Source organism: Aquitalea magnusonii (genome assembly GCF_003202035.1).
GTDB lineage: Bacteria > Pseudomonadota > Gammaproteobacteria > Burkholderiales > Chromobacteriaceae > Aquitalea > Aquitalea magnusonii.
In genome coordinates this window covers 199,620-226,514 of the sequence record NZ_QJKC01000006.1, presented here as the reverse complement: position 1 = coordinate 226,514, position 26,895 = coordinate 199,620, and the positions used below count along the sequence as shown (strand labels likewise).

Genomic DNA, 26,895 nt, shown 5'->3' with positions numbered 1-26,895 from the left:
GGGGGTGTCGAGGGCTTCGTCGAGGGTAAAGGCGAACACGGACAGGTCCAGCCCCAGGCGTGCGGGGAAGGCGAGCTGGTAGGGGTTGGGCATGGCAGGTCCTTGCTGTGGTGGGTTGCGGTCGCGGCAGCTGCCGGGGGGCAGCTGCCGGTGGTTGGGGGTTAGCGGTTTTCTATCCAGCTATCGGAGTGGATGATGTTGCCGTCCTTGTAGGCCCAGGTAATCTTCTCGTAGCGCACGTCCACTTGTTCCAGGTGGTTGTAGCGTTCCTTGTCGATGTCCTTGATGTTGTGCATCTTGGGTTTGACGGCGACGACCTTGACGTTTTCCAGCTTCATGTTGAAGTACTCTTTTTCCTCGCCGGCATCGTCGATGCGGTACCACTTGATCTCCATGCCCTTGAGGTTTTGTCCGCTGGTGACCGCCTTGTACAGATAGGGTGAGGAGGCGTCGAACTCCTTGACGAAGGTCAGCGGGGTGTGCACGCGGGTGCCGGTGAGCTTGCCGGTATTGCCGTCGGTGGGAATGTAGACGCTATGGTCGAATTCCAGGATTTCTACCGATCCTTCACGTCCCTGCACCGTGACCGAGCCCTTGATATCGGCACCGCCGTCATCCTTGATCCACAAATACGCGGGTATGGCCATACTGTTTCTCCTTGCCGGGGCTGGCCCCGGTCGTGTTGTCCGTCCACCTGCACCGGGCAGGGGCGGTTTCGTTGACACCCTGATGTCAGCGCGTTTTGCCTGGCGGTTCGATCAGGGTGATTTCCACGCGCCGGTTTTTGCTGCGGCCGGTCGCATCGTCATTGCTGTCCAGGGGCTGGGTGTCTCCCAGCCCCTGCACGGCAAAATGGGTAATGGGGAAGGTGGTGGCGGTCACCAGCCAGCTGCGCACGGCTTCGGCACGAGCCAGCGACAGCTGCAGATTGCTGGCGGCGTTGCCGGGGTTGTCGGTATGGCCGTCGATCAATACCCGTTTGCCCGGATTGGCCTGTAGCCAGACCAGCACCGATTGCAAGGCCAGTTTGGCTTGTGGCTTGAGCACGGCCTTGCCACTGTCGAACAGGGCGGTGGTATCGAGGCGGACGACCTCGCGTTTGGGGGCGGGGGGCTGGTAGTGCCGCAGGGCCTCGTTGCTGATGCTGGCCAGGGCATGGCCCTGGTACAGCCCGAGATCCAGTCGCAGCGGTATGCCGTCGGTGGCAAGACTGTTCAAGTGGTTTTGCCAGGCTTGCAGGGTTTGCGCTGCCCGGCCGCGCAGCGGTTCCTGCGTGGGCTTGAGTATCTGGAAGGCGCGCAGCCTGGCTTCGCTTTGCTGGATGAGCAGGTGGTTGTTCCAGGCAGAGCTGGTGGCAAAGGCGGTAAAAAACAGCGCCGCCGTGGTGAGTAGCCAGGCCAGCCCTTGCAGGGAAGGTGGGCAGCTTAGCCGGGCCGGGAAACTGGCGAGCAGTGCCTCGGGCAGCGGCAGGGCCTGCGGTGGGGTCGCCGGCTGCTGCGCGCGCAGTCGCAGTTGACTGGCCTGGTTGGCAGCCTGTTGCCAGGGGCTATCGCCTGTCAGTTCGCCGGCACACATCCAGCCGATGGCATGCAGGGCGGGGCCGCCACGCGCTGACTGTTGTGGTAGCAGGGCTGGCAGGAGCTGTGCTGCCGTATGCTGCAGCAGCCATTGCAGGGCGATGCTGTTGTGCACGGCCTGCTGGCGGTTCTCTACGCTGCTGTGCCAGGTCTCGGTTTCCATGGCCCGGCCTTGCTGGGCGATGGCCTGTTGCGCGGCCGGATAGTCTGTGGCCGGGGCGATGGCGGGATTGGCTGGCTGCAAGCTACCGGCCTGGGCCGGGAAGGCCGCGATGACCAGCAAGGCCGCCGGCAGGGGGTGGCCCAGTTGCTGCTGTGCGTGTTGCCAGGCACGTTGCCAAGCTGATAGTGCCGGGTCGGTGGCAGCGGCCAGCGGCTGATCGGCATTGACGACCAGCAGCAGGCCACAGACGCGGTAGTGTCCGGCTTGCCAGCCGGCCAGCTGCTCGGGATCTGCCAGCCATAGCCACCGTTGGTGCAGGCCCTCGCGGCTGGCATGGCCTTGCATCAGGTCGGAGGCGGCTGGTCCCCCCACCAGCACGACATCGATGGTGCGGTCTGTACCGGTGTTGGCCTGCCGCAATCCGCGTTGCCACCACAGCAGCATGAGGAGCAGCCAGGGCAGGCTGAGCAGGGCGGCACTGAGCGTAGTCAGCGGTAATGAACGCCAGATCAGCAGGAGTCCGAGTGTCAGCACCATGGGGGGAAACAGCCCGTGCCAGAGTATGCGTGGCATGTTGATTCCTTAGCTGCCGAGCTGGCTGACTGCATGGTGCAGCCAGCTTTGCAGCAGGAAGTAGACGATAAGGGCCAGGGAGCAGGACAGCAGGGCCCATAGCCAGGGGGAGAAGCTGCGCCAGTGCAGGCTGCGCCGTTTGCGCTGGGCGGTTTGCACGGGGGTGTCGATCGGCCCGATGCTTTGATCCAGCTTGTGTATCAGTTGGGTGCGCTGCGCAGGATCCTGATGCTGGTATTTGCCCTGGAAGCCGAGTGCCAGCACCAGTTGCCAGCAGGCCAGCAGCCACAGGGAAGGCGCTGGCGTGGCGAGTGCCTGGCTGATTTGTTCATACACTTGTTCGCCTCCTTGCAGGGTGCCAAAGCGCTGTACCTGCAAGGGCGTGGCTTGCCATTGCAGGCGCTGGGCTTCGGGCAGGGTGCGCAGTGCGGTTTCGTCCAGCAGGCAGCTGGCGGCGTAGATCATCTGTGCCCGGTCGCTGGCAGGTGCTCCGCTTTGGGCCAGCTGTTGGTCCAGCTCGTCCAGCACGGTCAGGCAGTGGTCTTGCCACCGGTCCGGTGCCATCACCTCGGCGTGTCCGTTCAGCCGGGTGACGATGAGGGCCACATCGCGCATGTGGCCGCGTACGCTGTGGAGGATGTCGGCTGGTTTCATGGTCTGGGCACCGCATACAGCGCCAGTTGCAGTTCTGGCAGCGAGGAAGGGAAGTAAAAGGCGCAGGACTGGGCGGCCAGCATGGCGGCAAAGGCCGGGTGCTGGGCATCCAGGGCGAAATACAGGCTGTCCACCCTGCTGGGCAGGGCCGTGGGCAGACGTTGCATGGGTCGCAGCGGAATGCCGTTCAGTGCAGAGGACATGATGCGGGCGACATCCTCAGGTGCCCCGGCCTTGGAGACCTTGGGCAGTTGCTCTTGCAGCAGGTGCAGCGGCATGGCGGCGTGCACAGACAGGTAAAAATCGGCACCTTCGCGCAAACGGGGGTCTTGCAGATGGGCGATCCACAAATTGGCGCCGTCACGTTGCAAGGGGAGCAGTACCACCGGGGTGGGGATGACGGTATCCAGCAGATCGCGGATCAGGCTGTCGAGCTGACCGAAGACCGGGCCCAGCTGCTGGTGGTCATAGGCCGGGATATCGTTCAACTGGCGTTCCAGGGCAAAGGTACAAAGCATGCCGGCCAGTCGCGACAGGCACAGATAGGCGTGGTAAGGGTGTATGCCGGGTAATTGCGACAGCATGCGCAGTTCTGGCCAGCACTGCCCCAGGGTATTCATCAGCCACAGCAGGCTGATGTCGGAGAGCAGGTAGTCGGCCGCCTGCTGGGTGCGCTCGCGGCGCTGTTGCTGCAGGCTGTCCTGCCTGGCTTGCAGTAGTTCGCCAAGCTGCTGCAGGCGGTTTTGCAGTGCAGGCAGGGCATGGCAGCACAGCAGGGGGGGGATGAAGTCCGGGTCGCAGGCAAAGCGGTTTTGTGCATTGCGCTGCAGTCGGGCCAGGGGCAGCTTGCTCATGCCATCCAGTGATTCGCCATCAAACTTCAACAGCAGATTGAGCTGCTCGACGGCCAGCTCGTCTTCCTGTTCTCCCATGTGGTCGGCCACGCGGGCAAAGCTCTGCTGATACCGCCGAGGTATGTCAGCAGGCCCGACGCTGCCCTGATGCAGATTGTTTCCCATGGGGTTGAGCGCTGGCAGCGCCAGCCAGACGGTGACGCTGTCCACTGTGGCGGGCAGCTCATCCAGATGGCGTGGCGCAGGCAGGTGGCCGCTCAGTCGCTGGTCGAAGGCGCTGCCATCGGGAAAAATGCCCGCCAGGCTATCCAGCCTGACCTGTCCCTGATCCAGCGCGTGTTCATCCAGCAGGATGGCGGACAACCCCCAGGGAAAGGGGCTGGCCAGTTCGGCCAGCTGTTGGCGCTGGGCGGCTTGCATGGCTTCTTGTTGTTGAAACAGCTGTGGCAGGAGCAGGATGCCTTCGTGCCAGAGTGGTTTGTGAATGCGCAAACTGAATATCCTTCAAAAATGATGGCCTGAATGCATGGTCGCTACGGCGATCAGCCATGGCTAAACGGTTCGGGAATCAAGGTACGGTGGAGTAAGCCTGTGGGCTCCGCGCTAGCGGTGGGTCCGCAGATGGCTGCGCTGGCGCCGTCAGTAGCCGCAGGCGCACGGCCTGGTCCGGGCTGAAGTAGCTGCCAAAGCGCACCAGTCCGGCCTGTTTCAGATGGCAGACCAGCTCATAACCCAGTACATCGCTGTGCTGGGCTTCCAGCAGCTGGATATCGATGCTGTGCAGCCGCGGTTCGTATTTCAGCAGCGTGCTGGCGATGCTCTGACGCAATTGATGCGCGCTGGCAGGCAGGTGGCGGTAGATCAGTGACAGATCAGGCAGGCCGTAGTCAGGCAGATGCTTGAGCGCACCTTGCCGGCTGTTGAGAATCACCCGGATGTTGTCCATCACGCTGAGCAGCAGCTGGGTGGCATCGTCCCAGTCGTATACCGTGCTGCCATCCTGGAAGTTGCCTAACAGTTTCTCGTAGAGGGAGGGGCCGCTTTGCCGGTGGCGCATGATCATTTCCCCTTTGCTTTGCTGGCCGCGGCTGCGCTTGCGGGCTGGGGTGGCGGGCTGGCTGGTGTTTGCGGGACTGCCGCTGCTGGCTGGGGAAGCGGGTGTGGCAACTGGCTGATAAGGATCTGGCTATCCTTGACTTCCAATTTGGCCGGGGTGTCATTGTCCAGCACGCTGATGGGCAAGCCGATGCGCCAGATGGTTTGTGGTCCGTTCTGGCGAAACAGTGCGACGACCGCGATCTGCCCGGCGTTTTCGTCCAGCGGCTGGTCGAGGCTGTAGCTGCTGTCCGGTGTCAGCACAAAGTCGTGGCGTGCCAGCAGCTCATCACCCAGTATTTTCTTGTCGTCGCCGAGTATCTGTTCGTAGCTGGCGGCGCGGAATGCCTTGCCATCCCGCAGCTGATAGACGCGCACCACCACCGACAAGGAGCGCCCCTGTTCATCCGGGTTCAATGCGGCCCTGGCGGTCACATCCAGTTTTACGGTCTTGATGCGCGGATAAAACACTGCCTCGGTCAGGGCTTTGCTTCCGTCCTTGACGTATTGCCAGGCACCGCAGCCGGCAAGGCCGAGGACCAGCAGCAACAGCATGATGCGCAGGGCGTGGCGCATGGGGGGGTTCTCCTGTTTGAGCGGAATCGGGCTAGGCATGTAGCCTGCCTAGCGGAATCAGCGGGTCTCTGGACTGGGCTGCCAGCAAGGCAGGCTTCAGATGGGCATCGCGGCCAAGCCTGGCACCATGGCGTGATAGCCGCGAAGGTGGCCATGCATGACGGGGCAGGCTGGCAAACAAGGCCAGGTCCCAGCGCAGGCCCAGATAGCCGCGCAGGATGGTGCACAGCTCGGCATGGCTTGGCTGGCCTTGCTGCAGCGGGCCGAGCTGACTGCTGTCTTGCAGATGCAAGATCAGTTTGACGGTGCGCTGCACATCAAGCAGGCGTCGTCCCAGCACCAGGCTGCCCGCTGCCATCCGGCTGTCCCGGCCTAGCCGACTGGCGGGGAGCGGGACCATGCGCGGGTAAAAACAGTTGATCTCGGGCCTACTGTCCGGCAGCACATGCAGCACCGCTGCGCGCAGGCCATCGGCGGTACGGCTGCGCTGGCTCATCGGCCCGAGCAGTGCCAGCCAGCGTGCCGGGCTGAGTGCAGGCGCAGTGCCGGGAATGGCGCGGCCTGTCAGGCCAAGCAAGGCCCTGGATATCCGGTCTTGTCCTCCGGGCTGGAAGCCGACCGGGTAGTGATATTTGCGCCAGATGGCGTAATAGCGGGTGACGATGCGGTGATGGAACAGATCAAGAAAGTCTGCCAGGACCTCGTGTCCTTCCCTGCGGGTGACGAGGTCATTGCCGATATGCAGGGGCAGGATGCCATCCACGCCGGTAAGCCCGAGGAAACGGGTCTGCACGGCGGGAGCCGCTGGCCCTGCATCGCTCATGTCCTCCGGCTGATAGGCCAGTTCCGCCGTGGGAAAACCGAAACCCGGACGCGACCGGAAGCGGATGGGGTCGGCTGCGATGCTGTCGTGGCTGGCAAACCGCGCGGCATCGGGCCGGGCCAGTTCCACCAGTTCGCAGAAGCGATAAAAATTGAAGCGGCATGCCTGTTCCAGCAGGCTCTGTATCAGAGGGGAGGGCGGCTGCATGCACGGTCCTCCCCGCAGAAAATCTGCCCCGTTGGCTGGAGCAGAACGCGCAGACGGGTAAACAGGTTGAGATCGGCATAACCGGCGAGAAAGTGGTCCAGCAGGGTGGCAAACAGGTAGAGATCTCCCTCTCCGGTAAAGCCGGCCTGATCCAGGGTGATGGTGATTTCAACGCCGCTCATCACGCAGCCGCGCTCCACTTTGCGGACCAGCTGATGCGAAACATCGACAATAGCCTGCAGCCGGCGGCGGTTGAGTTCGTCGTGGGTCCAGTCATACAAGGCCAGGGTGCCGCGCAAGGTTTCCGTATTCAGCAAGGACAGGTAATTGCTGGCCATATGCGACAGGACCCGCCACTGGAAGCGGTCTTCCCGCGGCGGGTGGCAGGGCAGGCTGGGTGGAAGCAGATTGCAGATCGCCACGACCGAGGGATTGTCTTGCAGCAGGGTCAGCAACTGCGTCTGGCGCAATGCCTTGCGCGGCAGCATGCCGTTGGTGCCGGTGACCTGCAGCGACAGGGTTTCGCTGAACAGGCTGTTTTGCTGATGCCAGGCGTGCCCGCCCAGCATCAGCCAGGTGTCGTAACGTCCGCTGGCGCTTTGACGCTGGCTGCTGTGGTAATAGCGCTCGGGCGCTTCGTGGCGCAGCATGCCGCCACGGTGGCGAAAACTGCTGAATGGCAGATAGGCATGGCGTTGACCGGTATGGTGGTCAAAAGCCTGCACGCTATCCACGGAGAAGACTTCGACATGGGCGGCATCCTGTAGCCGGGGGATGACGCGATATTCGGTGGAGAGGTGGTCGACATGAATCGGCTCGGTTTCCACTTCGAACAGATTGATGGCCGGGACGCAGTTCAGTTGAAAGGCGCGCTGGTCGAAGGGCAGTCCGGGAGGAAAGCTGCTGCCGAGACTGATTTCGATGTCGAACCGGCCGTCTGTCGGCAATTGGCTGGTCTGGATGCCTTGCAGTTCGATAAAGAGGAATTTTTCCCGGAAGGCAAAGTATTCCATCAGCAAGGGATAACCGCCATGCGCAGTGGCCGGTCTGGGCCACAGCGCGTCATCCGGGTCGAAGCCGGTTTGCCGCAGGCTCAGGTCGGTGGCAATCACGGTTTCTTGCCCGCTGGGCTTGAGTGTCAGCCGGACCTGCGGCCGGGTCAGTGCGTGCAGCAGGGCAAAGGCAACCGGCGCATCGGCATTGAGAAACAAGGGCAGCCGGGACAGGTCCAGACTTTCGCGATTGGCCTGTGCTTCCAGCAGGAAACCCAGGCGGATCAGCTGGCGGCCATCGTCCTGCTCTTCCAGCTGTGCCCGCTGCAGCTGCAGCGGGAGCAATTGCAATGGCCGGGTAGTGCGGTAGTGGCAGCGGATGCCTGCCGTGCCGACCGGATCGCTTTGCACCGCGGTGCCGCTGGCCAGATGCTCTGCCTGTTGCAGCACCCCTGTGGCAGGCTGAAACGACATGACGGTCAGTGACGGTATCATGCGCAAATAATGTGGCCACAGCAGACTGACCAGGTTTTCGGTCAGCTCTGGCAGATCGTCATCCAGTTTTTGCTGCAATTTGCCCATCAGAAAGGCAAAGCCTTCCAGCAGACGCTCGACCATCGGGTCCAGATCGCCGACCCGGTCAAGGTTGAGCTGCGCGGCGCGGTCGGGATGGGCTTGGGCAAATTCCTTGCCCGCGTCGCGCAGATAGCGCATTTCGGCTTCGAAGTAATGCAGGGTTTGGTCATCCATCGGCAGTGGCTCAGCTTCAGTAGCTCGGTAAAAGCGCGCTACGCAAGGGGTTGAGCAGGCTGAGTTCCTGCTGTAAACGCTGTAACTGCAGATTCAGCTGCTGTTTGTCGTTTTCTTTCCGGCCGCGGCTGCGCAGCAATTGCTGGTAGGTGAGCTTGACTTCAAAGGCCAGTTCCGGGTCCCACTGGCAGATGGCAGGGCTGCATACCTGGCTTTCCAGTCCGCTGGCAATCCCCAGCGCAATGTCTGCCCTGCCGTTGGCTTCCGCCAGCCGGGCTGTCAGCAGCAGGCGTTCGGTCTGACCACGCATGCCGCGTGGCTGCGGCAGGGTTTGCAGCCAGGCCAGTGCGGTTTCCAGCCCTTGCTGTTCTGCCAGCAACCGGGCTTCCTGGCTGATGTCTTGCAAGGACGGGTCGCTGCCCGCGTTGGCATAGGTCGGTGTAATGGCCTCTCCGGCGCTGATGTCATGCACGACTGCATGGCTGGCCAGCCATTCCAGCGTGGTGTCGTCGGCAAAGGAGCTGCCATCGGCAAAGCGCAGCTGCTCGATATCCGGTAGGCGGTGCCGCATCAGGGCAATATCGCTCAGGGCAATGTCACGCCATTGTTGATAGTCCTGCCCCAGCTGGCCGAGTGCTTGCCAGGCCATATACTGCAAGTCCAGCCAGAAGTGATTGGCTGACTCCAGAAAGGCGGCATCGATTTTTTCCAGCAGGCCGTGCCATTGTTTTTGCAGCAGCAGGCGCTTGAGCTGCTGGCGTAATTCCGGGCGTGGTCCGGCCAGCCTGGTCAGCAGCTGACCGTTGTGTGGCGGGGGGTGCAGTACGCTATCCCAGCGCACCACCCGCGCCAGGCGAAAGGCGGCGAAGGCGCCATGAGGTTGTTGGCGCAGATAGCTGCACATGGCGCGCAGACTATCCATCAGCATCTGGCTGGAACGAATCGATTGATCCTGATAAGGGGTGTGCTGGAGCAGGCCGTCGGGCATGGCGGCGTCTCTGGCGACACTTTCCTGCGCATCCTCCTGCTGCAGTCGGGCCTGCAAGGCAGACCAGGCTGTTTGCAGTCTGGCGTCATGCCCTGCCCATGCCTCCAGCACGGCCTGCAGTTGCTGACGCAGAGCTGGTTTGAGTGGTGCAGGGGGGCTTCCTTGGGCATCCAGCCAGTCCAGTACCTTGCTGCTGCCAAGCCAGGCCAGGGTGGCGTGACGGGTTTCGTTGCGGCGCGGATGCAGTTTGTTGCCATACAGCCGGATGAGCGCTTCCAGGAATTGCAGCCCCTGCAGCAAGCCCTGCCAGCCTTGCTGGCGGATCCAGGCATACACCAGATACACCGCAGGGCGTAAATCCTTGCCTTGCTGTAACAAGACTAGACAGTCCCGCTCCAGGGCGATGCTATCGAGGCCGGAGAGCAAGGCCAGGTTTTCCTTGACCTGCAAAAACAGCTCATTGTTGCCGACATCCTCTCCGCAAGGATGCTCGGGTTGGCAGGCTTGCAGCGGTTCAGCAAAGGGCTGCTCTGCCAGGCTGGTGTTGTCCTGTCCGATCAATCGATTGAGCCAGTCCGGTTTCATGGGCTGTGGTGTTCCTGTAGTGGTCTGTGCGTGACTGCCTGCGCTGACTTTCGGGCGGCTTGCCCATCCGGGAGCAGATGGGCAAGCCGCTTGATCTCAGCGCTTGGCCCTAGCTCTTGGCCTTGGGCATTTGCGATACCAGCGACAGGCTGATATCCATGCCCTCGACCTGGAAGTGCGGCACGATGAACAGCTTGATCTTGAAGAAACCGGGGTTGTCCTCGATGTCCTCCACCACGACTCTGGCCTCCCGTAGCGGGTGGGAGGCTTGCAGTTCATCGCCGGGGTCGGTCATTTCGGTGACCAGGTTCTTGACCCAGCTGTTGAGCTCCAGCTCCAGCACGCGCCTGTCCTTGGTGGTGCCGATGTTTTCCCGCTGGATCAGCTTCAGGTAGTGGGCGATGCGCGACAGCAGGAAGATGTAGGGCAGGCGGGCATTGATGCGGCTATTGGCGGTGGCTTCCCGTGTTTCATACAGCACCGGCTTTTGTGCCGAGTTGGCCGAGAAGAAGCAGGCGTAGTCGCGGTTCTTGTAGAAGGACAGTGGTGAAAAGCCGAGATTGGCGAATTCGAACTCGCGTGTTTCCGGAATCAGCACTTCGGTGGGGATCTTGATCTGGTTGCCGGTACCCAGGTCGTACAGGTGGATGGGCAGATCTTCCACCAGGCCGCCGGCTTGCGGGCCGCGAATCTGCACGCACCAGCCATTGTGGATGAAGCTGCGCACCATATTGGCGGCAAAGGCAAACGCTGCGTTGGCCCACAGATAGCGCTGGTGGTCGGGGCCTTTTACCTGTTCGCTGTAATTGAAGCTGCGCACCGGGACAGTGTCCTGGCCGTAAGGCAAGCGTGCCAGGAAGCGCGGCAGGGTGAGGCCGACATAGCGGGCATCGTCGGTGTCGCGGAAGCTTTTCCACTTGATGTATTCGGCACGGTCAAAGTAATTGGTCACATCCTGGATGGCCGCCACTTCTTCCATGCTGTCCTTGCCGAAGAAGGCGGCACCGACCGAGGCAATGAAGGGCATGTGGGCGGCGGCTGATACTTTGGAGACATTGCGCAGCAGGGCGATGTCCTGCGGGCCGCGGTCGAATTCGTAATCGGCAATGATGGCGCCGATGGGCTCGCCGCCCGGGGTATCGTATTCCTGGATATAGGTGTGGCGGTACAGGCCGCTCTGGATGACTTCCGGGCTGTCTTCGAAATCCTGGCGCAAGGCGTCTTTGGAGACGTCCAGGATTTCAATTTTGACGTTCTTGCGGAAATCGGTACGGTCCACCAGGAATTTCAGTCCGCGCCAGGCCGATTCGGTGCGCTGGAAATCCGGGTGATGCAGCACGGCATCCAGTTGGCGGCTGATCTGGGCATCGATGCGGTCGATATGATAGTCCAGCAGGCTTTTGTCCAGCCGCTCCACTTTCATGGCTGATTCCTGCACCATTTTCAGGAATACATTGACGGCGACGGCAATGCGTTCGTCGATGGAGGATTCGGACAGGGCATCCTGGTTCTGGAACACTTCAAAAGCCGGGGCATGGCTGACCGGACTGAGTTTGATGCGTGTGCACAAGGCGCTATACACGCCGCTGTCCTGTTCCGTGTCATGTTCCAGCACGGTGCTGCTGTTTTCCTGAGGGCTAATTTCCATGATGTTTTCCTTGGTAGTCAGACTTGCGGGGTGTCTAGCGGGGCAATGTGTTCCAGCTCTGCGCGCAGGCTGCGCGACAGCTTTTCGTCCTTGAGGATTTTTTCCAGCTCACGACGGAAGGCAGCGTTGTCGAGCAGATTGGATTTGAGGTCGCGCAGCAGATTGCGCATGGCCAGCAGGGCACGCAGCTCGGGGATCTGCCGTACCACCTGCTCGGGGTGAAAATCCTTCATGGCGCTGAAACTCAGCTTGACTGGCAGCTCGGAACCATCGGCGGCCAGGGTGTTGTCCACACTGAGCTGCAAGGCAGGCTGGTAATCGGCCAGCACTGCATCAAAGTTGTTCTTATTGATGGAGTGTTTGGTTTTGTCGCTTAGCGCAGTGCCATCGTCGCGCTGGCTGAAGTCGCCCAGTACCAGCAGCTTCAGCGGGAGTTCCATTTTTTTCTGGGCACCGCCGGTATGCAGGTCCAGCGTGATATTGACGCGGGCGGGGGGGACTTCTTTCTGAAAACTCTCAGCCATGGTGTGTTTCTCCAGTGATGTACAGCAAGGTTCAGGACATTCCGCTTAAGCTGCTTATGCTGACTATTTGTAAGTCTTTGATAAAAAATAAATTTTTCTTTTCAAAACCCTATTGCATAAAAATTTTGCAAGCAATAGCCATTTGTCTTTATCTGAAAATGCTGAATGGATTGAGGCAAAAACCGGGTCGTCGACTGGGGAATTGTTGGCCTGGCTCGGATTAATACGAGGCTTGCCACCAGGTGCGGCGGGCTTGCTGGAGAAGGTGGGGCTATGGCAGACGGGAATGCCTGCTTGTCCAAGGGCTGATTTGTAACTGGTGGTGCCGACCGGCTTGGCTAGCGGTCAGGGAAGCGGGCGCAAGAGGTGACAGCCCCGTCCTGTTTCTGGACAGGGCGGGGCTTGCATGGGCTGGCAATCTGTTCGTGCTGTGCTGATGCGGCGTGCCGCCGCTCACACTAGCCCTGCACCGGTGTGACTGGCGCCAGCAGAGCTTAGTAGCTCAGGCCGGGGATGGCGTAGTCGCGCAGGCGGTAATAGAACATGCCGGCCGCCTGCAGCGGCACGCGCAGCAGCTTGCCGCCGGGGAAGTCGGGGTTGGACAGGCGCATGAACTGCTGCAGCAGGTGGCTGTCGCCGAGAATGGCATCGGCCAGTACCCGGCCCGCCGCACAGGTGGGCACCACGCCGTGGCCGGAGAAGCCTTGTGCCCAGTAGACATCGCCCCGGCAGCCGAAGTCCGGCGTGCGCGGCACGGTGATGTCGATATGGCCGCCCCAGGTGTGGGTGATGCGATAGGGGGCCAGCTGCGGAAATACCCGCAGCAGGTCCGCGCGCATGCTGGCGGTGAGATTGGCCGGGGTGCGGCCGGAATAGGTGCATTTGCCGCCGAACAGCAGGCTGCGGTCGGCCGTCAGGCGGAAGTAATCCAGAATGAACTGGTTGTCCGACACCGCCATATTGCTGGGCAGCAGTTGCCGCGTGACCTCTTCCGGCAAGGGTTCGGTGGCAATCATATAGGTGCCGACCGGCATGATCCTGCGTTCCAGCGCCGGGTCCAGCTGGTCGATATAGGCATTGGTGGCCAGTACCAGCTTGCGGCAGCGGATCTTGCCCTGTGCCGTTTGTACCTCGCAGCCATTGGCCCTGCTGGTGTAGGACAGGGCGCGGGTCTGTTCGAAGATGGCCACGCCCTTTTCTTCTGCGGCACGGGCCAGCCCCAGGATGTATTTGAGCGGGTGAAAATGGCCGCCTTCGCGGTCGATGAGGCCGGCCACATAGCGCTCCGAGCCGACATGCTGCGGCAGGTCCTTGCGCGGGACGAACTGCAGCGCCTGATAGTCGTAATGGCGGGCGGCGTGTTCCTGCCATTCCGACAGCAGGCGGATGCGCTGCCACAGCACCGAGGTCCACAAATGCCCTTCGGCCAGCTCGCAGTCGATGTGGTGATGGCTGATCTTGTGCCGGATGTCGGCAGCGGCGCCGCGCAGCAATTGCCAGATTTCCCGTGCGGTTTCCAGCCCCAGCGCCGCTTCGATGGGCGGCATGTCGCAGGAAAAGCCCAGAATGAGCTGGCCGCCATTGCGTCCGCTTGCCGCCCAGCCCACGCGGCTGGCCTCGATCACCGCCACATTCACCCCGGCATCGGCCAGATTGTGCGCGGTGTACAGGCCGGTATAACCGGCTCCCACCACCAGTACGTCGACATCCAGATCCTGGCACAGCGGAGGGCGGTCGACTTGTTCGGCCTGGCTGCTGGCGGCATACCAGCTGGGTGGGTAATGTGCGCTGGATTCAAACATGGCGTCTCCTGTGTGGTGGCGCGGGCGGGGCTCAGTGACTGGCGGTATAAGCCCACATCACCTGGGTTTCGACGGTGCCGGGGTTGCGATAGCGGTGTGGCCGGCTGCTGTGGAAGCTGAAGCTGTCGCCGGCTTGCAGCTGATGGCATTGTTGGTCCACCCATAATTCCAGTTCGCCACACAGCACCATGCCGCCCTGATCGCCGCCATGACTGAGGCTTTGCTGGCCGGAACTGGCACCGGGGGCAAAACGGGTGAGTATCAGTTGCAGGCCGCTGCCAAAGCCGGGGGACAGCAGGGCATCGCTGACGCCCTCGGCGTAGTGCAAGACCGGTCGATGTGCCTGACGCACCACCAGCCCGCGTTCGTGCCGGGGGGCCTGGCTGAAGAACACGCTGTAGGGGACGGCCAGTACGCTGGCCAGCTTGTTCAGGTCAGCCACGCTGGGCTGGCTTTTGCCACGTTCCAGCTGTGACAGGAAGCCGACGGAGCGGCCGGTGGCTTCGCTGAGCTGCTGCAAGGACAGTTGGCGCAGCTTGCGCAACTGGCGGATTTGTTCGCCCAGCCAGGCCGGATCGGGTTGGCTGTCGGGCGGGAGCGGAGCGGTATGGGCGGATGTCATGTCCGCCAGCATACGGGGGATGTGCGGATTTTGTGAAAAAATAATGCAAAATTTTCACTTATGGAAAATTTGTGTTGTATTTTTTCAGGAATGCTGGCGGCCAGTGAGTGCAGCTACCGCGCTGGCGGGGTGTGTGACCGCGGGGCAAGGTCGTGGGCTGTCGCCTTGGCCCCGCTAACAAAAAAGCTGCTGCTGCGTTGCGCCTCCTTGCCGTACTCCTGGTACTGTCTGCGTCGGCGCGCCTTGCCCCAGCGACGCTAGGCCATTTTGTCAGCCGCTCTTAAGCGCCAGCGCGTTTGACCTGGAAGCCCAGCTTTTGCAGGGTGGCAATGACGGTGGTGACATGATCGCCCTGGATTTCGATGTTGCCATCCTTGACGGTGCCGCCGCTGCCGCAGGCATTTTTCAGCTGCTTGCCCAGTGCCGTCAGGCCGGCACTGTCGCGCAGCACGCCCTTGACCAGGGTGACGGTCTTGCCGCCACGACCCTTGTTTTCGCGGCTGACGCGCACGATGCCATCACCGCTGGGCAGACTGTCTTGCTGGCAGCGACAGGCGTCGACAGGCTGGCGGCAGTCGGGACACATGCGGCCGTGCTCGGTGGAGTAAACCAGGCCGCCGGAGGAGGATTTCGATTTCATATTGCTGACAGGTAAACAAGGCAGCCGGCAGTCTAGCGCCAAATGCCGGGCAAGACGATAGCTGCCCTTTGCTTGGCGGCTGGCAGCGTTTCTGGCAAGGGGATGGGGATGCATGCGACGGGCCGGGACAGCACGCCCAAAAAAAGTGCCAACCCGGTAAGGGGTTGGCCCGAGAGTAAAGCCGAGAAGAAACAACGGAACAAGAGACAATCCAGCGCAAGCTGCTGGCTCGGGACAGATTGTCGCCTTGTTATGTGACAGCGGCTTGACGTCTCGATGAAAAAACCGCGAAGCATGCGGCGGTGTTCAGTCCGGCAGGTTGTCGAACCGCGCCAGTACCTCCTGCAGCTCGGCGCGGCTGATATCCAGCTCCAGCATGGCGGTAAGGGTGATGAACAGGCCGACAAACATTTCGGCGGAAGCCATGTCCAGCAGCTTTTGCCTGGCCTGACTGCTGCTGAGCGGGCATTTGCTGGCGATCAATTCCGCCACGGCCTGCAGCAGGGGGGGATGAGCTACCAGCTGCAGCAGGGATGAATCGGCCTGGATGGCAGGAAGGCGTGGCTCTGCCGTGATCAGGATGCTGTCCCGCTGCAGGATATGGCGGCTGGAGGCCCCGATGCGGATTTCATGCGGACCGCTGTCGACCACCCAGCTGGCATGGGCCGGGTCGTAATAGGCAAAGTCCTCGCGTTGCAGCGTGAAGTGGGCGGTGCGGCTGGCACCGGCCGGGATATCCAGTTTGACAAAAGCGCGCAGGGCCTGCGGCGGACGTGCCAGTGGTGATGGCGGCGGGGCGATGTAGAGCTGCACGATCTCCTTGCCAGCGCGCCCGCCACGATTGTGGATGTCGATGCTGACCGTGAGGGTGGCGTGTTCTGTCATGTCGTGGCTGGAGAGCTGCAGGTTCTGGTAGTCGAAACGGGTGTAGCTCAGGCCAAAGCCAAAGGGAAACAGCGGCGCCATCTGGCGCTTGTCGTAATAGCGGTAGCCGACAAACAGGCCCTCGCCATAATGATGACGGTCATTTTCACCGGGATAGTGCAGATAGGCCGGGGTTTCTTCCAGGCTGTTGGGCAGGGTGGTGGTGAGCTTGCCGCTGGGGTTGTTGTGGCCAAACAGGGTGGCGGCCACCGCATGGCCCATGCCCTGGCCGGCAAAAAAGCATTCCAGTAGCGCTGGCACCTGTGGCAGCCAGGGCATCAGCACCGCATCGCCATTGCACAGCACCACCACCAGCCTGGGCTGTACCGCGGCCAGCCTGCTGATCAGGCGGTCGTGGCTGGGCAACAGGCCAAGGTGCTGACGGTCGCCATTTTCACCGTCCATGCCGATGGGGGTGCTGACAAACACCACCGCCACCTCGGCCGCGGCGGCGATGGCGCAGGCTTGCTCTAGTGCCGCCTCATCGTCGTGTTCGTCGTCCGGCGCGCCGATGGCGTAGTCAAGGTGCAGCTCTGCCCCGGCCAGGGCGCGGATTTCATCCAGCGGGCAGTCCAGCTGCCAGGGCTGGGTGGTGGCGCAGCCCGAGCCCTGGATCACCGGCTGCCGTGCCGGTTTGCCAATCACGGCCAGCCGGCGCAGCTGCTGGCCATCCAGTGGCAGCAAGTCCTGCTCGTTTTTCAGCAATACCAGTGATGCGGCGGCGATCTGCTGCGCCAGGCGGTGATGGTCGGCAAAGTCCGCCACGGTGCCGGGGCGGCGTCCGGCATGCACCTTGGCTATCAGTTGCAGCATGTGCAGGCAGGCGCTGTCCAGCTGCGCCGCCGGAATGCGGCCCTGTTCGATGGCCGCCAGCAGTTCGGCATTGTCCAGTGCGTTTTCCGGCATGGCCAGCTCATTGCCGGCCAGCAAGGACGCCGGGCGGTCCTTGATGCCGTACCAGTCGGACATCACCAGTCCCTGATAGCCCCATTCCTCGCGCAATACCCGGGTCAGCAGCCAGTGGTGCTGCGAGGTCTGTTCGCCGTTCAGCCGGTTGTAGGAAGACATCACCGTCCATGGCTGTGCCTTGGCAATGGCGCGCTGGAAACCGTACAGGTAGATTTCGCGCAGCGCGCGCTCCTCGACGATGGAGTCCATGCGGGTGCGCATGTATTCCGAGTTGTTGCAGGCAAAGTGCTTGAGGCTGGCGCCCACGCCTTGCTGTTGCAGGCCGTTGATCAGCGCGGCGGCCAGCTCGCCGCTGAGCAGCGGGTCTTCCGAGTAATACTCGTAACCGCGCCCGGCCAGCGGCGTGCGGCGGATATTGATGCCCGGCCCCAGCAGCAGGCCCACCCCCATGGATTGGCATTCGATGGCCAGTGCGCGGCCCATTTGCTGCACCAGCTCCACATCCCAGCTGCAGGCCAGGCTGGAGCCATTGGGAAAGCAGGTGGCCGGCCGCGAGTGGCCGAACAGCGCTTCCGAGCCGCCCTTGTCGCTGCCGCCAGCCGCCTGGCCGGCGTCTTGCTGCACCACCGACAGGAAGTCGCTGATGTTCCAGCTTTCCTGCTGGTCGATCTGCGCACTGCTATAGCGCACGCCATAGGTGCCGTCGGTCATGACAAAGTCGCGGATGCCCAGCTGCGGCAGGCTGGCGCTACGCCACAGGCCACGCCCGCTCAGCAGGGTGACCTTGTCTTGCGGGCGCATGCGGGCGATCAGTTCTGTGTGGGGGTTGGTCATGTCAGGACTCCTGTGGCTGAGCGGCAGCGGGCTGCTTGCGCGCTTCGATCTGGCCCACCATGCGCAGATAGCTGTCTTCATCCAGCTGGTAGCGCAGCATGAACAGCAGCGCCAGCACGAACATGGCCGCGGGAATCAGCGTCATCATCAGCGCGATCCAGTCTTGCGCCCGCGCCGTGATATGCGCGGCATCGTAGCCGGCATATTGCAGGATCAGCCCGGCCAGGCCGCCGGCAATGGCCATGGCCACCTTGGTGATGAAGTTGAAATAGCCATAGATGGCCCCCTCGGTACGCACATGGTGTTGCCACTCGGCGTATTCCACCGTGTCGGCCAGCATGGCGTACATGCAGACAAAGATGCTGCCCATGGCGGCGCTGTACACGCAGACGCAGGCCATGATGGCCAGCCGGCTGTCGCCCGCCAGCCAGTACTGACAGGCCAGCGCCAACGTGCCGGCGCCCAGGGTGAGCAGGGTCAGTCTCTTTTTGCCGAAACGGGCAATCAGCGGTTCCGAAGCGATGGTGCCGACCAGATTGGCCACGGTCTGGATGGCGAAAAAGCTGGCGGCATAGGCTGCATCGCGCAGTACATAGTTGATGTAGTAAATGGCGGCGGCCATCCACACGCTGTAGGCGATATAGCTGAATACCGTGAACATGGACAGGTGGAACAAGGGCCGGTTGCCGGTGATGGCCTGCACCATCTGGCGCACGCCGGGGGCGGCATCCTGATCCTGAAGGATGCGTTCCCTGGTCAGGGCAAAGCAGGCGTAGAACAGCAGGGTGGCCAGCCCGGCGAACAGCGCGATGGTGAGCTGGTAGCCGGTACGCGGGTCGGCAAAGCGGCGGATCAGCTGCTCGGCATACACCGACACCACAAAATAGCCCAGGGTGGCAAACACCATGCGATAGACCGACAGCGAGGCGCGCGACATGGCGTGCTGGGTCAGCATATTGTTCATGGCCGAATAGGGCGTGTTCACCGTGGTGTAGGCCAGGCAGTACACGGTATAGCTGACCAGGGCATAGGCGAATTTGTAGCTGGTGTCCGGCGTGCTGAAACACAGCACGGTCAGCACCCCCAGTGGCAGTGCGCCATACAGCAGATAGGGCCGCAGCTTGCCATGGCGGCTGTGGGTCCGGTCGATGGCGTAACCGAGCAGGATGTTGAACAGGGCATCGATGATGCGGGCGACCAGAAAGATCAGGCTGGCTTCGCCGGCGCTCAGGCCAAAGATATTGGTGTAGAAAAACAGCAGGAACAGCGACACGGCACCAAACGACAGATTGGACGCCATGTCGCCCAGTCCGTAGCCTGCTTTTTCACGCAGGCCCAGCTTGACATCGGCGGCGGACAGGGCAGGGGCTGACATGTGGTGGTTCTCCAGAGTGAGCCGGGCTTGGCACAAGCTTGCCAGCCGCGGCGGGGATGGGCTCTACCATAGCAGCGCTGCCATGCGCGGCCCTGGTCATCCTGGTCTGGAAATTTCGTTTTCTATCCTGAGATTTGCGAGGTGACGGACAAAAAAATGCCAACCCGCACAGGAGTTGGCCGAGAGAGAGAAATCTGTAAGCCGGCTACCCTCTGCTGTGGTTTGCCGGCCTAAGGGGTTTACTGTGCCAGTGGTTTTTTCAGCAGGCGCAGCATCACGGCGGTGAGCACCGTACCCACCACCAGCGCCACCAGATAGGAACCCAGATGGGTCACCGCATTGGGGATGGGCAGTACGAACACGCCACCGTGCGGCACTTTCAGCTCCACGCCCATGGCCATGGAGATGGCACCGGTCACCGCCGAGCCCACCATCAGCGACGGAATCACCCGCAGCGGGTCGCGGGCGGCAAACGGAATCGCCCCTTCACTGATGAAGGAAATGCCCAGTACGGCAGCAGCCTTGCCCGCTTCGCGCTCGTCGCTGGTAAAGCGGTCGGCAAACAGCTTGGTGGCCAGGGCGATGCCCAGCGGCGGGGTCATGCCGGCAGCCATCACGGCAGCCATCGGGGTGTAGACCTGGCTGGCAATCAGGCCGGTGGCAAAGGCATAGGCTGCCTTGTTGACCGGGCCGCCCATGTCAAAGGCCATCATCGCGCCCAGGATGGCACCCAGCAGCAAGGCGCTGCTGCCCTGCATGCTCTTGAGGGCATCGGTCAGCATGGCCAGTACCGCGGCCACCGGCGTGCCGATGACGTAAATCATCAACAGGCCCACCAGCAGCGAACCCAGCACCGGCAGGATCAGTACCGGCTTCAGGCCATCCAGATTACGACCCAGCTGGATTTTCTTGTTGAGGAAGTCGGTGCCGTAACCGGCGATGAAACCGGCGGCAATGCCACCCAGAAAGCCGGAACCCAGGCTGGCGGCCAGCATGCCACCCACCATGCCGGGGGCGATGCCCGGACGGTTGGCAATGGAGTAGGAAATATAACCGGCCAGAATCGGCACCATCAGCGCAAAGGCCGACTTGGCACCAATCTGGAACAAGGCCCAGGCCAGCGTGCCCTTGTGCGCGTCGTCAAAGGCATAAATGCCGCCCAACGCAAAGGCCAGCGCAATCATGATGCCGCCAGCGGTAACAAAGGGCAGCATGAAGGACACACCGGTCATCAGGTGCTTGTAGGGGCCGCTGCGCTGTTCGCTCTGGGCGCTGCTGGCGGAAGCGGTGCCGGCGGTGGCCTGGCTGCTGGCAGCCTGACTGGCACCATGCGGCTGGGCTTCGGCAATGGCACGGCGTACCAGGTTTTCACCATCGTTGATGGCCGGTTTGGTGCCGCTGGAGAACAAACGCTTGCCGACAAAGCGCGACAGGTCCACCTGGGTGTCGGCGGCGATGATCACCACATCGGCCAGACGGATTTCATCTGCCGTCAGCGTGTCCTGTGCGCCGACCGAGCCCTGGGTTTCCACGCGGATGCTGTGGCCCAGTTTCTGTGCCGCCTGGCTCAGCCCTTCGGCCGCCATGAAGGTGTGGGCAATGCCGGTGGGGCAGGATGTGATGCCGACAATGCGCAACGCGCTGCTGGCAGTCTGGGCGCTCAGGCTGGCCTTGAGCTGGCCTTCGGCATCAGCCAGCACCGCTTCCAGCGAGCTGAGCAGGGTGTGGCTATTGGCAAAGCGCACATCCTGTGCCGCGGCTTCGCCAATCAGCAGCACGGCGTCAGCGTCGGCAATGGCACTGGCGCCCAGCGGCTGTTGCACGCCTTGTGCGGTATGGATTTCCACATCGATCTTGTGTTTCAGCTTGCTTGCTGCCTGACGCAGGGCCTCACCGGCCAACATGGCCTGGGTGCTGCGATCCGGAGCGGCAATTACTGCCAGCAGGTTTGCCATTGTCTTTCTCCTGTTATGTCTGCCTGTTGTTGTTGCTTTGCTGATGATCTGCCGCGTGGCGAGGGTGGGTGAGCGTTGCCCGCCCGCAGCATGATGGTTTATGGCAAGGTCTGGATTTCCACTTGCCGTGCCAGTTGTTCCACCTCTGCGCGTTCCGGCAGGTGGGGGCCGATGCGGGCCAGCTTGGCGGTGGCAAAGGCCACGGCCAGCCGGGCGCGCTCTTCACCGGCCAGCCGCTGATGGCGTGCGGCGCTGAGGCCGGCCACCAGTGCATCACCGGCACCGACGGTGCTCAGCGGGTTCTGTACCGGCAGGCGGGCCAGCAGGGCCGGGCCGTCCTCCAGTACAAACAGCGCGCCTTGTTCGCCCAGCGACACTACCACCTCGGCCACGCCGGCCTGTTGCAACTGGCGGGCGCAGGCCAGCACGTCGTCCAGGGTGGGTAGCGCTCGGCCAGCCCATTGTTCCAGTTCGTGGCGATTGGGCTTGATGCAGTCCGGCAGGCTGGCGCGGGGCGCGGCCAGTGCCGTGGCCAGCGCGGCACCGCTGCTATCCAGCAGCACATGCGCGCCCCATTGGCGCAGCTTGCCAATCAGCACCGGCAGGCGTTCCGGCTCCAGTCCTTGTGGCAGGCTGCCGGCCAGCACGATCTGGCTGCCCGGATTGACGTCAGCCGCCAGCAGGGTGAGCAGGCGTTCCCATTGCGCCTCACCCACGCTCAAACCCGGCAGGTTGATGTCGGTGGTGCTGGCATTGGCCAGGTCGGACAGCTTGATGTTGACGCGGGTGTCACCCGGCACACGGATGAAGCGGTCGGCAATGCCCTTGTCCTTGAACAGCGCTTCAAACGCTTCGCTGTTATTACGGCCCAGCAGGCCGGTGGCCAGCACCGGCAGCCCCCAGTCGGCCAGGCAACTGGCTACGTTCACGCCCTTGCCGCCGGCATTGCTGCTGCTGGACAGCGCCAGATTGACGCTGCCGGGCTGAAAATTCTGTACGCAGACGGTCTGGTCGATGGCCGGGTTCAGGGTGATGGTGATCAGCGGACTGTTCATGACAGCAGGCTCTGCAAGGCGCGCACTTCTTCGGCGCTATCGCAATCCACTGCCTGGCGGGCCAGTTCGGCCAGCTTGGCAAAGTCGCTGCCACGCAGGCGGGCCTTGACACTGGCCACATCGCGCGGGCTCATCGACAGTTCGTTCACGCCCAGACCGGTGAGCAGGGCGGCACCGAAGGGGTCGCCGGCAATGCCACCGCACACGCCCACCCAGCGGCCATGCTGGGCGGCGCCCTGCACGGTCTGCTGGATCAGGCGCAGCACCGCCGGGTGCAGGCTGTCGGCTTCGGCGGCCAGTTCCGGGTGCTGACGGTCGATGGCCAGCGCGTACTGGGTGAGGTCGTTGGTGCCGATGGAGAAGAAGTCCACATGTTCGGCCAGCTTGTCGGCCAGTGTGGCGGCAGCGGGGACTTCCACCATGATGCCGATCGGCACCACCGGGGCGTTCAGCTCGCGGCGGATGCCTTCACACAGGCCCTTCAGGCGGGTGATTTCCTTTAGCGAGGTAATCATCGGGAACATGATGGACAGCGGTTGGCCGCCACGCGCGGCGCGGTACAGCGCGCGCAGCTGCGGTTCCAGCAGGTCGCGGCGGCGCAGCAGCAGACGGGCGCCACGCATGCCGAGGAAGGGGTTTTCCTCGTGCGGCAGGTTGAGGTAGGGCACCTGCTTGTCGCCGCCGATATCCAGCGTACGCACGATCAGCGGCCGGCCTTCCAGTGCCTGCAGCATGGCCTGGTAGGTGGCGAACTGTTCTTCTTCATCCGGGCTGGTGTCCCGTTCCAGGAACAGGAATTCGGTACGCATCAGGCCCACGCCTTCGGCACCGGCGGCAATGGCGGCGGCCACCTGGTCCGGGCGGTTGACGTTGGCCGCCACTTCCACGCTATGGCCATCGCGGGTTTGGGCCGGCAGGCTGCGTTGTTCTTCCTCGCGTGCCTTGCGTGCGTTTTGCTGTGCCATCCAGTCGCGGGCGGACTTGAGGTCAAGTTCGCTCGGGCTCAGGTAAAGCCGGCCGCTCTGGCCATCCAGAATGGCCGGGGTGCCATTGGCCACGCCGAGCAGGCCGGGGCCACCGGCAACCAGCGCCGGCAGGCCGAGGGTGCGCGCCAGAATGGCGGTATGCGAAGTGGGTCCGCCCTGGGCGGTGGCCAGGCCGACCACTTTGGCGGTATCCAGCCCGGCGGTATCGGACGGCGACAGGTCGCTGGCCAGCAGAATGCAGTTGTCCGGCAGTTCGGCCAGGGTGGTGGCTTGCAGGCTGGGGTCGATCTTGCCCAGCACGCGGCGGCCCACGTCGCGCAGGTCGGCCGCACGGGCGGCCAGCAGCTGGTTGCCCAGCGCGGCCAGCCGGTCGGCCAGGCGTTCCACGGCCTGATGCCAGGACCAGGCCACGCCATGGCCTTCCACCATCAGCTGGCAGGACAGGGTGATCAGGTCGGTATCGCTCAACAGCTCGGCCTGCGCCTTGAAAATGGCGGCTTCGGCATTACCCAGGCGCTGGGCGGTGTCTTCGGCCAGCTTGGCCAGTTCGGCGCGGGTATCGGCCAGCGCGGCATGCAGTTTGTCACCGGCTTCGGCCAGGGACAGCGGGTGATCGGGAATGGCGGGCAGGCCGTGGGTCAGCACATGTACCTGACCGATGGCCAGGCCGGGGCTGGCGCTGATGCCAGCCACTTCCAGCGGGTGGCCCGGCGGCTGCCAGTTGTGTTCGCTACGCTGGGCCTGGGCTTTTTGTGCGGCCAGCGCGGCGTCGGTCTGTTCCTGCGCGGTCAGGCGGGTCATCACCCCTTGCAGGGCTTGCAGCAGGGCGGTGGCATCGCTGCCTTCGGCGGAGACCACCAGCCGGTCGCCGCGTTGCAGGCCCAGTTGCAGCAGGGAAATCATGTTCTTGGCGTCGGCCACATGGTGACCATGACGCACTTGTACCTGTGACGCGTACTGGCGGGCGGTTTCCACCCAGGCAGTGGCCGGACGGGCATGCAGGCCGTTGGGGTAGTCCACCACCCATTCAAATTTTTCTGCCAGATCGCCAGCGGCTTGTTGCGGCGCAGCCGGTGCGGCGGCGCTGTCGGACAGGGCGGCGATCAGCTCTTGCGGGTTGCTGGTGGCAAACAGCTGCTGCAGGCGGGCTTCGTCCTGCAGCAGGCGGGTGAGGCGGCGCAGCAGCTGGATGTGTTCGTCCGACTGGGCGGCAATGGCAAACAGCAGGTGGGTGGTTTGTCCCGGATTCCACTCCAGCCCCTGCGGAATCTGCAGGATGGCAATGCCAGTGCGCTTGATCAGGTGGCGGTCTTCCACCATGCCGTGCGGAATGGCCACGCCATGGCCCAGAAAGGTGTTGGCCACGGCTTCGCGGGCCAGCAGGCTGTCGATATAGGCGGCGTCGATGCAGCCAGCGCGGGCCAGCAGCTGGCCGGCCTGGCGGATGGCCTCTTCCTTGTTGGCCGGGGCCGTGGCAAGGCAAATCAGTTCCGGATGGATCAGTTCGTGCGACATCGGGAGTGGTCTCCTGGTACTGTTATTTTGCTGCATTGCACCCAACAAGGGGCTGTGCTGGCTATTGTCTGGCGTTGCGTTGATGGCATTGAAATCGATTACACAACACCTGTCAATATTGATCGTGGATCATCTTGATCAAACAACATGCAGCTTGCTGATCATCCTTGTAATTAATGGCTTGCAAAGCATTTTGACTTGATGCAGGATCACGACAATCTGACTGAAAACGATTGCAAAATGACCGTACGCATCAAGGATGTTGCCCGGGCTGCCGGTGTTTCGGTCGCCACGGTGTCACGTGCGCTGGGCGATGGCCCGGTCAGCGATGAACTCCGCAAGAAAGTGGAAGCCGCCGTGGCTGCCACCGGCTATCTGCCCAATCTGTCGGCACGGCGCTTGCGCTCGCAGCACAGCCACACCATCGGGCTGATCGTGTCGGACATCCGCAACCCCTTCTTTACCGCGGTCAGCCGCGCCGTGGAGGATGCGGCCTACGCCGTAGGCATGCGCGTCATCCTGTGCAATACCGACGAAAACCCGCAAAAGGAAGCCATGTATCTGCGGCTGATGCAGGAAGAGCGGGTCACCGGAGTGATTTTCGCCCCCACCCGTGCCACGGCGCAGAAGCTGGACCCACAGCAACTGGGCTTTCCGGTGGTGCTGATCGACCGTGCCGCACCGCCCGGTCATGCCGATGCCGTGGTGCTGGACAATGCCGAAGCCGCCAGCCTGCTGGTGGAGCATTTGCTGGCGCAGGGCTATCGCCGCATCGGCGGCCTGTTTGGCAATACCAGTACCACCGGGGCCGAGCGTCATGCCGGAGTGGTGGCCGCCATGCAGCGACATGGCTTGCAGGCCGAGGCACGCTTTATTGCCCCCACGCCGGAAGCGGCCGAGCAGGCCGTGCGCGACTGGCTGCGCGAACCGGCGCAGCCGGAAGCACTGATTGCCAGTAACGGCCTGGTGCTGCTGGGCATGTTGCGCGGGGCGCGGGCGGCGGGCGTGAGTATTCCGGCACAGCTGGCACTGGCCGGGTTTGACAATGACAACTGGACCGAACTGGCCGGCCCCGGCCTGACGGTAATCGAGCAGCCGGTGTACGACATTGGCCGCACCGCCATGAAGATGCTGCTGGAGCGGCTGGAAGACCCTGCGCGCAGCGCACGCAAGGTGGTGCTGTCCGGAAGGCTGATTGCCCGTGGTTCCACCGCGCACAACCTGGCAGCGGACGCCGGGCCGGATGGTGCAGGGCGCTGATTGCTGCCCGCATTGACCGCTACTGAGGACGTCGGGAGACGTCCTTTTTTCTTGCCGTCAGCGGCTACGGGTTTGCACTGCTTGCTGCGCTGTCGCCGCAAAATGCCGCTCCAGCCCGTCGAGCAACAGCCGGGTCTTGGTGGGGTGCAAGCTGCGATTGGGTACGAGGGCATAGGTTTTCAGTGGCGGCAGCGTCCAGTCGGTGAGGATGCGTTGCAGCTGTCCGGCCGCCAGCGCCGTAGCGGCAAAATTGCAGGACACCAGGCACACTCCGCGTCCGGCAATGGCGGCTTGCAGTCGCAGCCCGGCATTGGCCGTTTGCAGGTGCAGGCCCTGTTGCAGGGTGAATGTTGTGCCATCTGCATGCCGCATGTGCCAGGGCAGGGCGCTGGCCGCGCCCAGTAGCGGCCAATCCTCCAGGGCTGACGGGTGTTGCGGCTGACCGCGTGCAGCCAGCAAGGCCGGTGCCGCAAACAGACCCTGTTGCAGGGTGTACAGGCGCTTGCCCAGCAGGTTTGAGTCGGGCAAGGGCTGGCTGGTCATGACAAAGCTCAGGTCGTGGCCGCTGCTCAGTGGGTCGGTCTGGTTGCTGATGACATCCACTTCGATATGCAGCTCCGGATGCGCCTGCATGATGTCGCACAGCACCGGGCTCAGGTGCAGGCTGGCGAACTCGTACGGCGCGGCAATGCGCAGCGTGCCCCTGAGTGGTGCTTCGGTCTGGCCTTGCAAGTGGTCGGCTACATCTTCCAGCCGGGCAAACAGCGGGCTGATTTCTTCCAGTAAATGAAAGCCGGCCTCTGTCAGGCGCAGGCGGCGGGTGCTGCGCTCCAGCAAGCGGCTGCCCAGTTTTTCTTCCAGGCGGGCCAGACTGGTGCTGACTGTCGATTTGGGCAGTTGCAGTCGTTCGGCCGCCCGGCTGAAGCTGCCCAACTGCGCCACGCAATTAAACAGATACCAATCATTCCAGTCGTTTGTACGTGACATTGAATAATCATTTCAATTTTGA

At 62.8% G+C, this 26,895-nt stretch carries 21 protein-coding genes; 1 reads left to right on the top strand and 20 read right to left on the bottom strand.

What is annotated here, in order from left to right; translation table 11 throughout:
* Nucleotides 1–161 precede the first annotated feature (161 nt).
* From DFR38_RS08660 to ptsP, 19 genes are all read right to left on the bottom strand, one after another.
* Nucleotides 162–647 (bottom strand): Hcp family type VI secretion system effector, encoded by a 486-nt coding sequence (locus tag DFR38_RS08660; protein WP_059285739.1) that lies wholly within the window; start codon nt 645–647, stop codon nt 162–164.
* Between the two features lie 85 nt (nt 648–732).
* Complete coding sequence (locus DFR38_RS08655) at nt 733–2,313, bottom strand: OmpA family protein (RefSeq protein WP_110313279.1); 1,581 nt, start codon at nt 2,311–2,313, stop codon at nt 733–735.
* A 9-nt stretch (nt 2,314–2,322) separates the two neighbouring features.
* The gene (locus tag DFR38_RS08650; protein ID WP_110313278.1) at nt 2,323–2,967 is read right to left on the bottom strand and encodes a DotU family type IV/VI secretion system protein; all 645 of its coding nucleotides are present in this window, start codon (nt 2,965–2,967) and stop codon (nt 2,323–2,325) included.
* Nucleotides 2,964–4,313, bottom strand: a complete 1,350-nt coding sequence (gene tssK, locus DFR38_RS08645; RefSeq protein ID WP_059285736.1) for a type VI secretion system baseplate subunit TssK — start codon at nt 4,311–4,313, stop codon at nt 2,964–2,966. The genes DFR38_RS08650 and tssK overlap by 4 nt, the downstream gene beginning before the upstream one ends.
* A gap of 76 nt (nt 4,314–4,389) precedes the next feature.
* On the bottom strand, nt 4,390–4,878 hold the full coding sequence (tssE, locus tag DFR38_RS08640) for a type VI secretion system baseplate subunit TssE (RefSeq protein WP_082693405.1): 489 nt from the start codon (nt 4,876–4,878) through the stop codon (nt 4,390–4,392).
* A 2-nt stretch (nt 4,879–4,880) separates the two neighbouring features.
* Complete coding sequence (gene tssJ / locus DFR38_RS08635; RefSeq protein ID WP_059285735.1) at nt 4,881–5,492, bottom strand: type VI secretion system lipoprotein TssJ; 612 nt, start codon at nt 5,490–5,492, stop codon at nt 4,881–4,883.
* Nucleotides 5,493–5,523: 31 nt separating this feature from the next.
* Nucleotides 5,524–6,522 carry a type VI secretion system baseplate subunit TssG gene (gene tssG, locus DFR38_RS08630; protein ID WP_059285734.1) on the bottom strand — a complete coding sequence of 333 codons (999 nt, stop codon included), beginning with the start codon at nt 6,520–6,522 and terminating at the stop codon, nt 5,524–5,526.
* Nucleotides 6,501–8,264 (bottom strand): type VI secretion system baseplate subunit TssF, encoded by a 1,764-nt coding sequence (gene tssF, locus DFR38_RS08625; protein WP_059285733.1) that lies wholly within the window; start codon nt 8,262–8,264, stop codon nt 6,501–6,503. Before tssF ends, tssG begins: the two co-directional genes overlap by 22 nt.
* Before the next feature lie 16 nt (nt 8,265–8,280).
* Nucleotides 8,281–9,837: a type VI secretion system protein TssA gene (gene tssA / locus DFR38_RS08620; RefSeq protein WP_059285732.1), complete on the bottom strand. Its 1,557-nt coding sequence runs from the start codon at nt 9,835–9,837 to the stop codon at nt 8,281–8,283.
* Between the two features lie 109 nt (nt 9,838–9,946).
* On the bottom strand, nt 9,947–11,485 hold the full coding sequence (gene tssC, locus DFR38_RS08615; protein ID WP_059285731.1) for a type VI secretion system contractile sheath large subunit: 1,539 nt from the start codon (nt 11,483–11,485) through the stop codon (nt 9,947–9,949).
* Nucleotides 11,486–11,502: 17 nt separating this feature from the next.
* Nucleotides 11,503–12,009 carry a type VI secretion system contractile sheath small subunit gene (gene tssB / locus DFR38_RS08610; RefSeq protein WP_059285730.1) on the bottom strand — a complete coding sequence of 169 codons (507 nt, stop codon included), beginning with the start codon at nt 12,007–12,009 and terminating at the stop codon, nt 11,503–11,505.
* A 494-nt stretch (nt 12,010–12,503) separates the two neighbouring features.
* Nucleotides 12,504–13,811: an NAD(P)/FAD-dependent oxidoreductase gene (locus DFR38_RS08605; protein WP_059285729.1), complete on the bottom strand. Its 1,308-nt coding sequence runs from the start codon at nt 13,809–13,811 to the stop codon at nt 12,504–12,506.
* A 31-nt stretch (nt 13,812–13,842) separates the two neighbouring features.
* The gene (locus tag DFR38_RS08600) at nt 13,843–14,433 is read right to left on the bottom strand and encodes a helix-turn-helix domain-containing protein (RefSeq protein WP_082693404.1); all 591 of its coding nucleotides are present in this window, start codon (nt 14,431–14,433) and stop codon (nt 13,843–13,845) included.
* Nucleotides 14,434–14,713: 280 nt separating this feature from the next.
* Entirely contained in the window at nt 14,714–15,073 is a 360-nt protein-coding gene (locus DFR38_RS08595; protein WP_059285727.1) for a translation initiation factor Sui1, read from the bottom strand.
* A gap of 306 nt (nt 15,074–15,379) precedes the next feature.
* Nucleotides 15,380–17,740 (bottom strand): beta-glucosidase family protein, encoded by a 2,361-nt coding sequence (locus DFR38_RS08590; protein WP_110313276.1) that lies wholly within the window; start codon nt 17,738–17,740, stop codon nt 15,380–15,382.
* Nucleotide 17,741: 1 nt separating this feature from the next.
* Nucleotides 17,742–19,115, bottom strand: coding sequence for an MFS transporter (locus DFR38_RS08585; protein WP_059285726.1), 1,374 nt, complete (start codon nt 19,113–19,115; stop codon nt 17,742–17,744).
* Nucleotides 19,116–19,354: 239 nt separating this feature from the next.
* Entirely contained in the window at nt 19,355–21,070 is a 1,716-nt protein-coding gene (locus DFR38_RS08580; RefSeq protein WP_110313275.1) for a PTS fructose transporter subunit IIBC, read from the bottom strand.
* Nucleotides 21,071–21,168: 98 nt separating this feature from the next.
* Nucleotides 21,169–22,125 carry a 1-phosphofructokinase gene (gene pfkB, locus DFR38_RS08575; RefSeq protein ID WP_110313274.1) on the bottom strand — a complete coding sequence of 319 codons (957 nt, stop codon included), beginning with the start codon at nt 22,123–22,125 and terminating at the stop codon, nt 21,169–21,171.
* Nucleotides 22,122–24,626 (bottom strand): phosphoenolpyruvate--protein phosphotransferase, encoded by a 2,505-nt coding sequence (ptsP, locus tag DFR38_RS08570; RefSeq protein WP_110313273.1) that lies wholly within the window; start codon nt 24,624–24,626, stop codon nt 22,122–22,124. The genes pfkB and ptsP overlap by 4 nt, the downstream gene beginning before the upstream one ends.
* 240 nt (nt 24,627–24,866) lie before the next feature.
* On the opposite strand from ptsP, the gene DFR38_RS08565 reads away from it, so the two are divergent.
* Nucleotides 24,867–25,886, top strand: a complete 1,020-nt coding sequence (locus DFR38_RS08565) for a LacI family DNA-binding transcriptional regulator (protein ID WP_110313287.1) — start codon at nt 24,867–24,869, stop codon at nt 25,884–25,886.
* A gap of 57 nt (nt 25,887–25,943) precedes the next feature.
* On the opposite strand, the gene DFR38_RS08560 is transcribed toward DFR38_RS08565, so the two are convergent.
* Nucleotides 25,944–26,873: a LysR family transcriptional regulator gene (locus DFR38_RS08560; RefSeq protein WP_082693430.1), complete on the bottom strand. Its 930-nt coding sequence runs from the start codon at nt 26,871–26,873 to the stop codon at nt 25,944–25,946.
* Nucleotides 26,874–26,895 lie beyond the last annotated feature (22 nt).

Excerpts from the sequence above, each read along its gene's own strand:
- pfkB (WP_110313274.1), bottom strand. The coding sequence starts at position 22,125 with ATGAACAGTCCGCTGATCACCATCACCCTGAACCCGGCCATCGACCAG.
- tssJ (WP_059285735.1), bottom strand. The coding sequence starts at position 5,492 with ATGCGCCACGCCCTGCGCATCATGCTGTTGCTGCTGGTCCTCGGCCTT.
- DFR38_RS08655 (WP_110313279.1), bottom strand. The coding sequence starts at position 2,313 with ATGCCACGCATACTCTGGCACGGGCTGTTTCCCCCCATGGTGCTGACA.
- tssC (WP_059285731.1), bottom strand. The coding sequence starts at position 11,485 with ATGGAAATTAGCCCTCAGGAAAACAGCAGCACCGTGCTGGAACATGAC.
- DFR38_RS08590 (WP_110313276.1), bottom strand. The coding sequence starts at position 17,740 with ATGACCAACCCCCACACAGAACTGATCGCCCGCATGCGCCCGCAAGAC.
- tssA (WP_059285732.1), bottom strand. The coding sequence starts at position 9,837 with ATGAAACCGGACTGGCTCAATCGATTGATCGGACAGGACAACACCAGC.
- DFR38_RS08585 (WP_059285726.1), bottom strand. The coding sequence starts at position 19,115 with ATGTCAGCCCCTGCCCTGTCCGCCGCCGATGTCAAGCTGGGCCTGCGT.
- DFR38_RS08605 (WP_059285729.1), bottom strand. The coding sequence starts at position 13,811 with ATGTTTGAATCCAGCGCACATTACCCACCCAGCTGGTATGCCGCCAGC.
- DFR38_RS08660 (WP_059285739.1), bottom strand. The coding sequence starts at position 647 with ATGGCCATACCCGCGTATTTGTGGATCAAGGATGACGGCGGTGCCGAT.
- DFR38_RS08650 (WP_110313278.1), bottom strand. The coding sequence starts at position 2,967 with ATGAAACCAGCCGACATCCTCCACAGCGTACGCGGCCACATGCGCGAT.
- tssE (WP_082693405.1), bottom strand. The coding sequence starts at position 4,878 with ATGCGCCACCGGCAAAGCGGCCCCTCCCTCTACGAGAAACTGTTAGGC.
- DFR38_RS08565 (WP_110313287.1), top strand. The coding sequence starts at position 24,867 with ATGACCGTACGCATCAAGGATGTTGCCCGGGCTGCCGGTGTTTCGGTC.
- tssB (WP_059285730.1), bottom strand. The coding sequence starts at position 12,009 with ATGGCTGAGAGTTTTCAGAAAGAAGTCCCCCCCGCCCGCGTCAATATC.
- DFR38_RS08580 (WP_110313275.1), bottom strand. The coding sequence starts at position 21,070 with ATGGCAAACCTGCTGGCAGTAATTGCCGCTCCGGATCGCAGCACCCAG.
- DFR38_RS08600 (WP_082693404.1), bottom strand. The coding sequence starts at position 14,433 with ATGACATCCGCCCATACCGCTCCGCTCCCGCCCGACAGCCAACCCGAT.
- tssF (WP_059285733.1), bottom strand. The coding sequence starts at position 8,264 with ATGGATGACCAAACCCTGCATTACTTCGAAGCCGAAATGCGCTATCTG.
- ptsP (WP_110313273.1), bottom strand. The coding sequence starts at position 24,626 with ATGTCGCACGAACTGATCCATCCGGAACTGATTTGCCTTGCCACGGCC.
- DFR38_RS08595 (WP_059285727.1), bottom strand. The coding sequence starts at position 15,073 with ATGAAATCGAAATCCTCCTCCGGCGGCCTGGTTTACTCCACCGAGCAC.
- tssG (WP_059285734.1), bottom strand. The coding sequence starts at position 6,522 with ATGCAGCCGCCCTCCCCTCTGATACAGAGCCTGCTGGAACAGGCATGC.
- DFR38_RS08560 (WP_082693430.1), bottom strand. The coding sequence starts at position 26,873 with ATGTCACGTACAAACGACTGGAATGATTGGTATCTGTTTAATTGCGTG.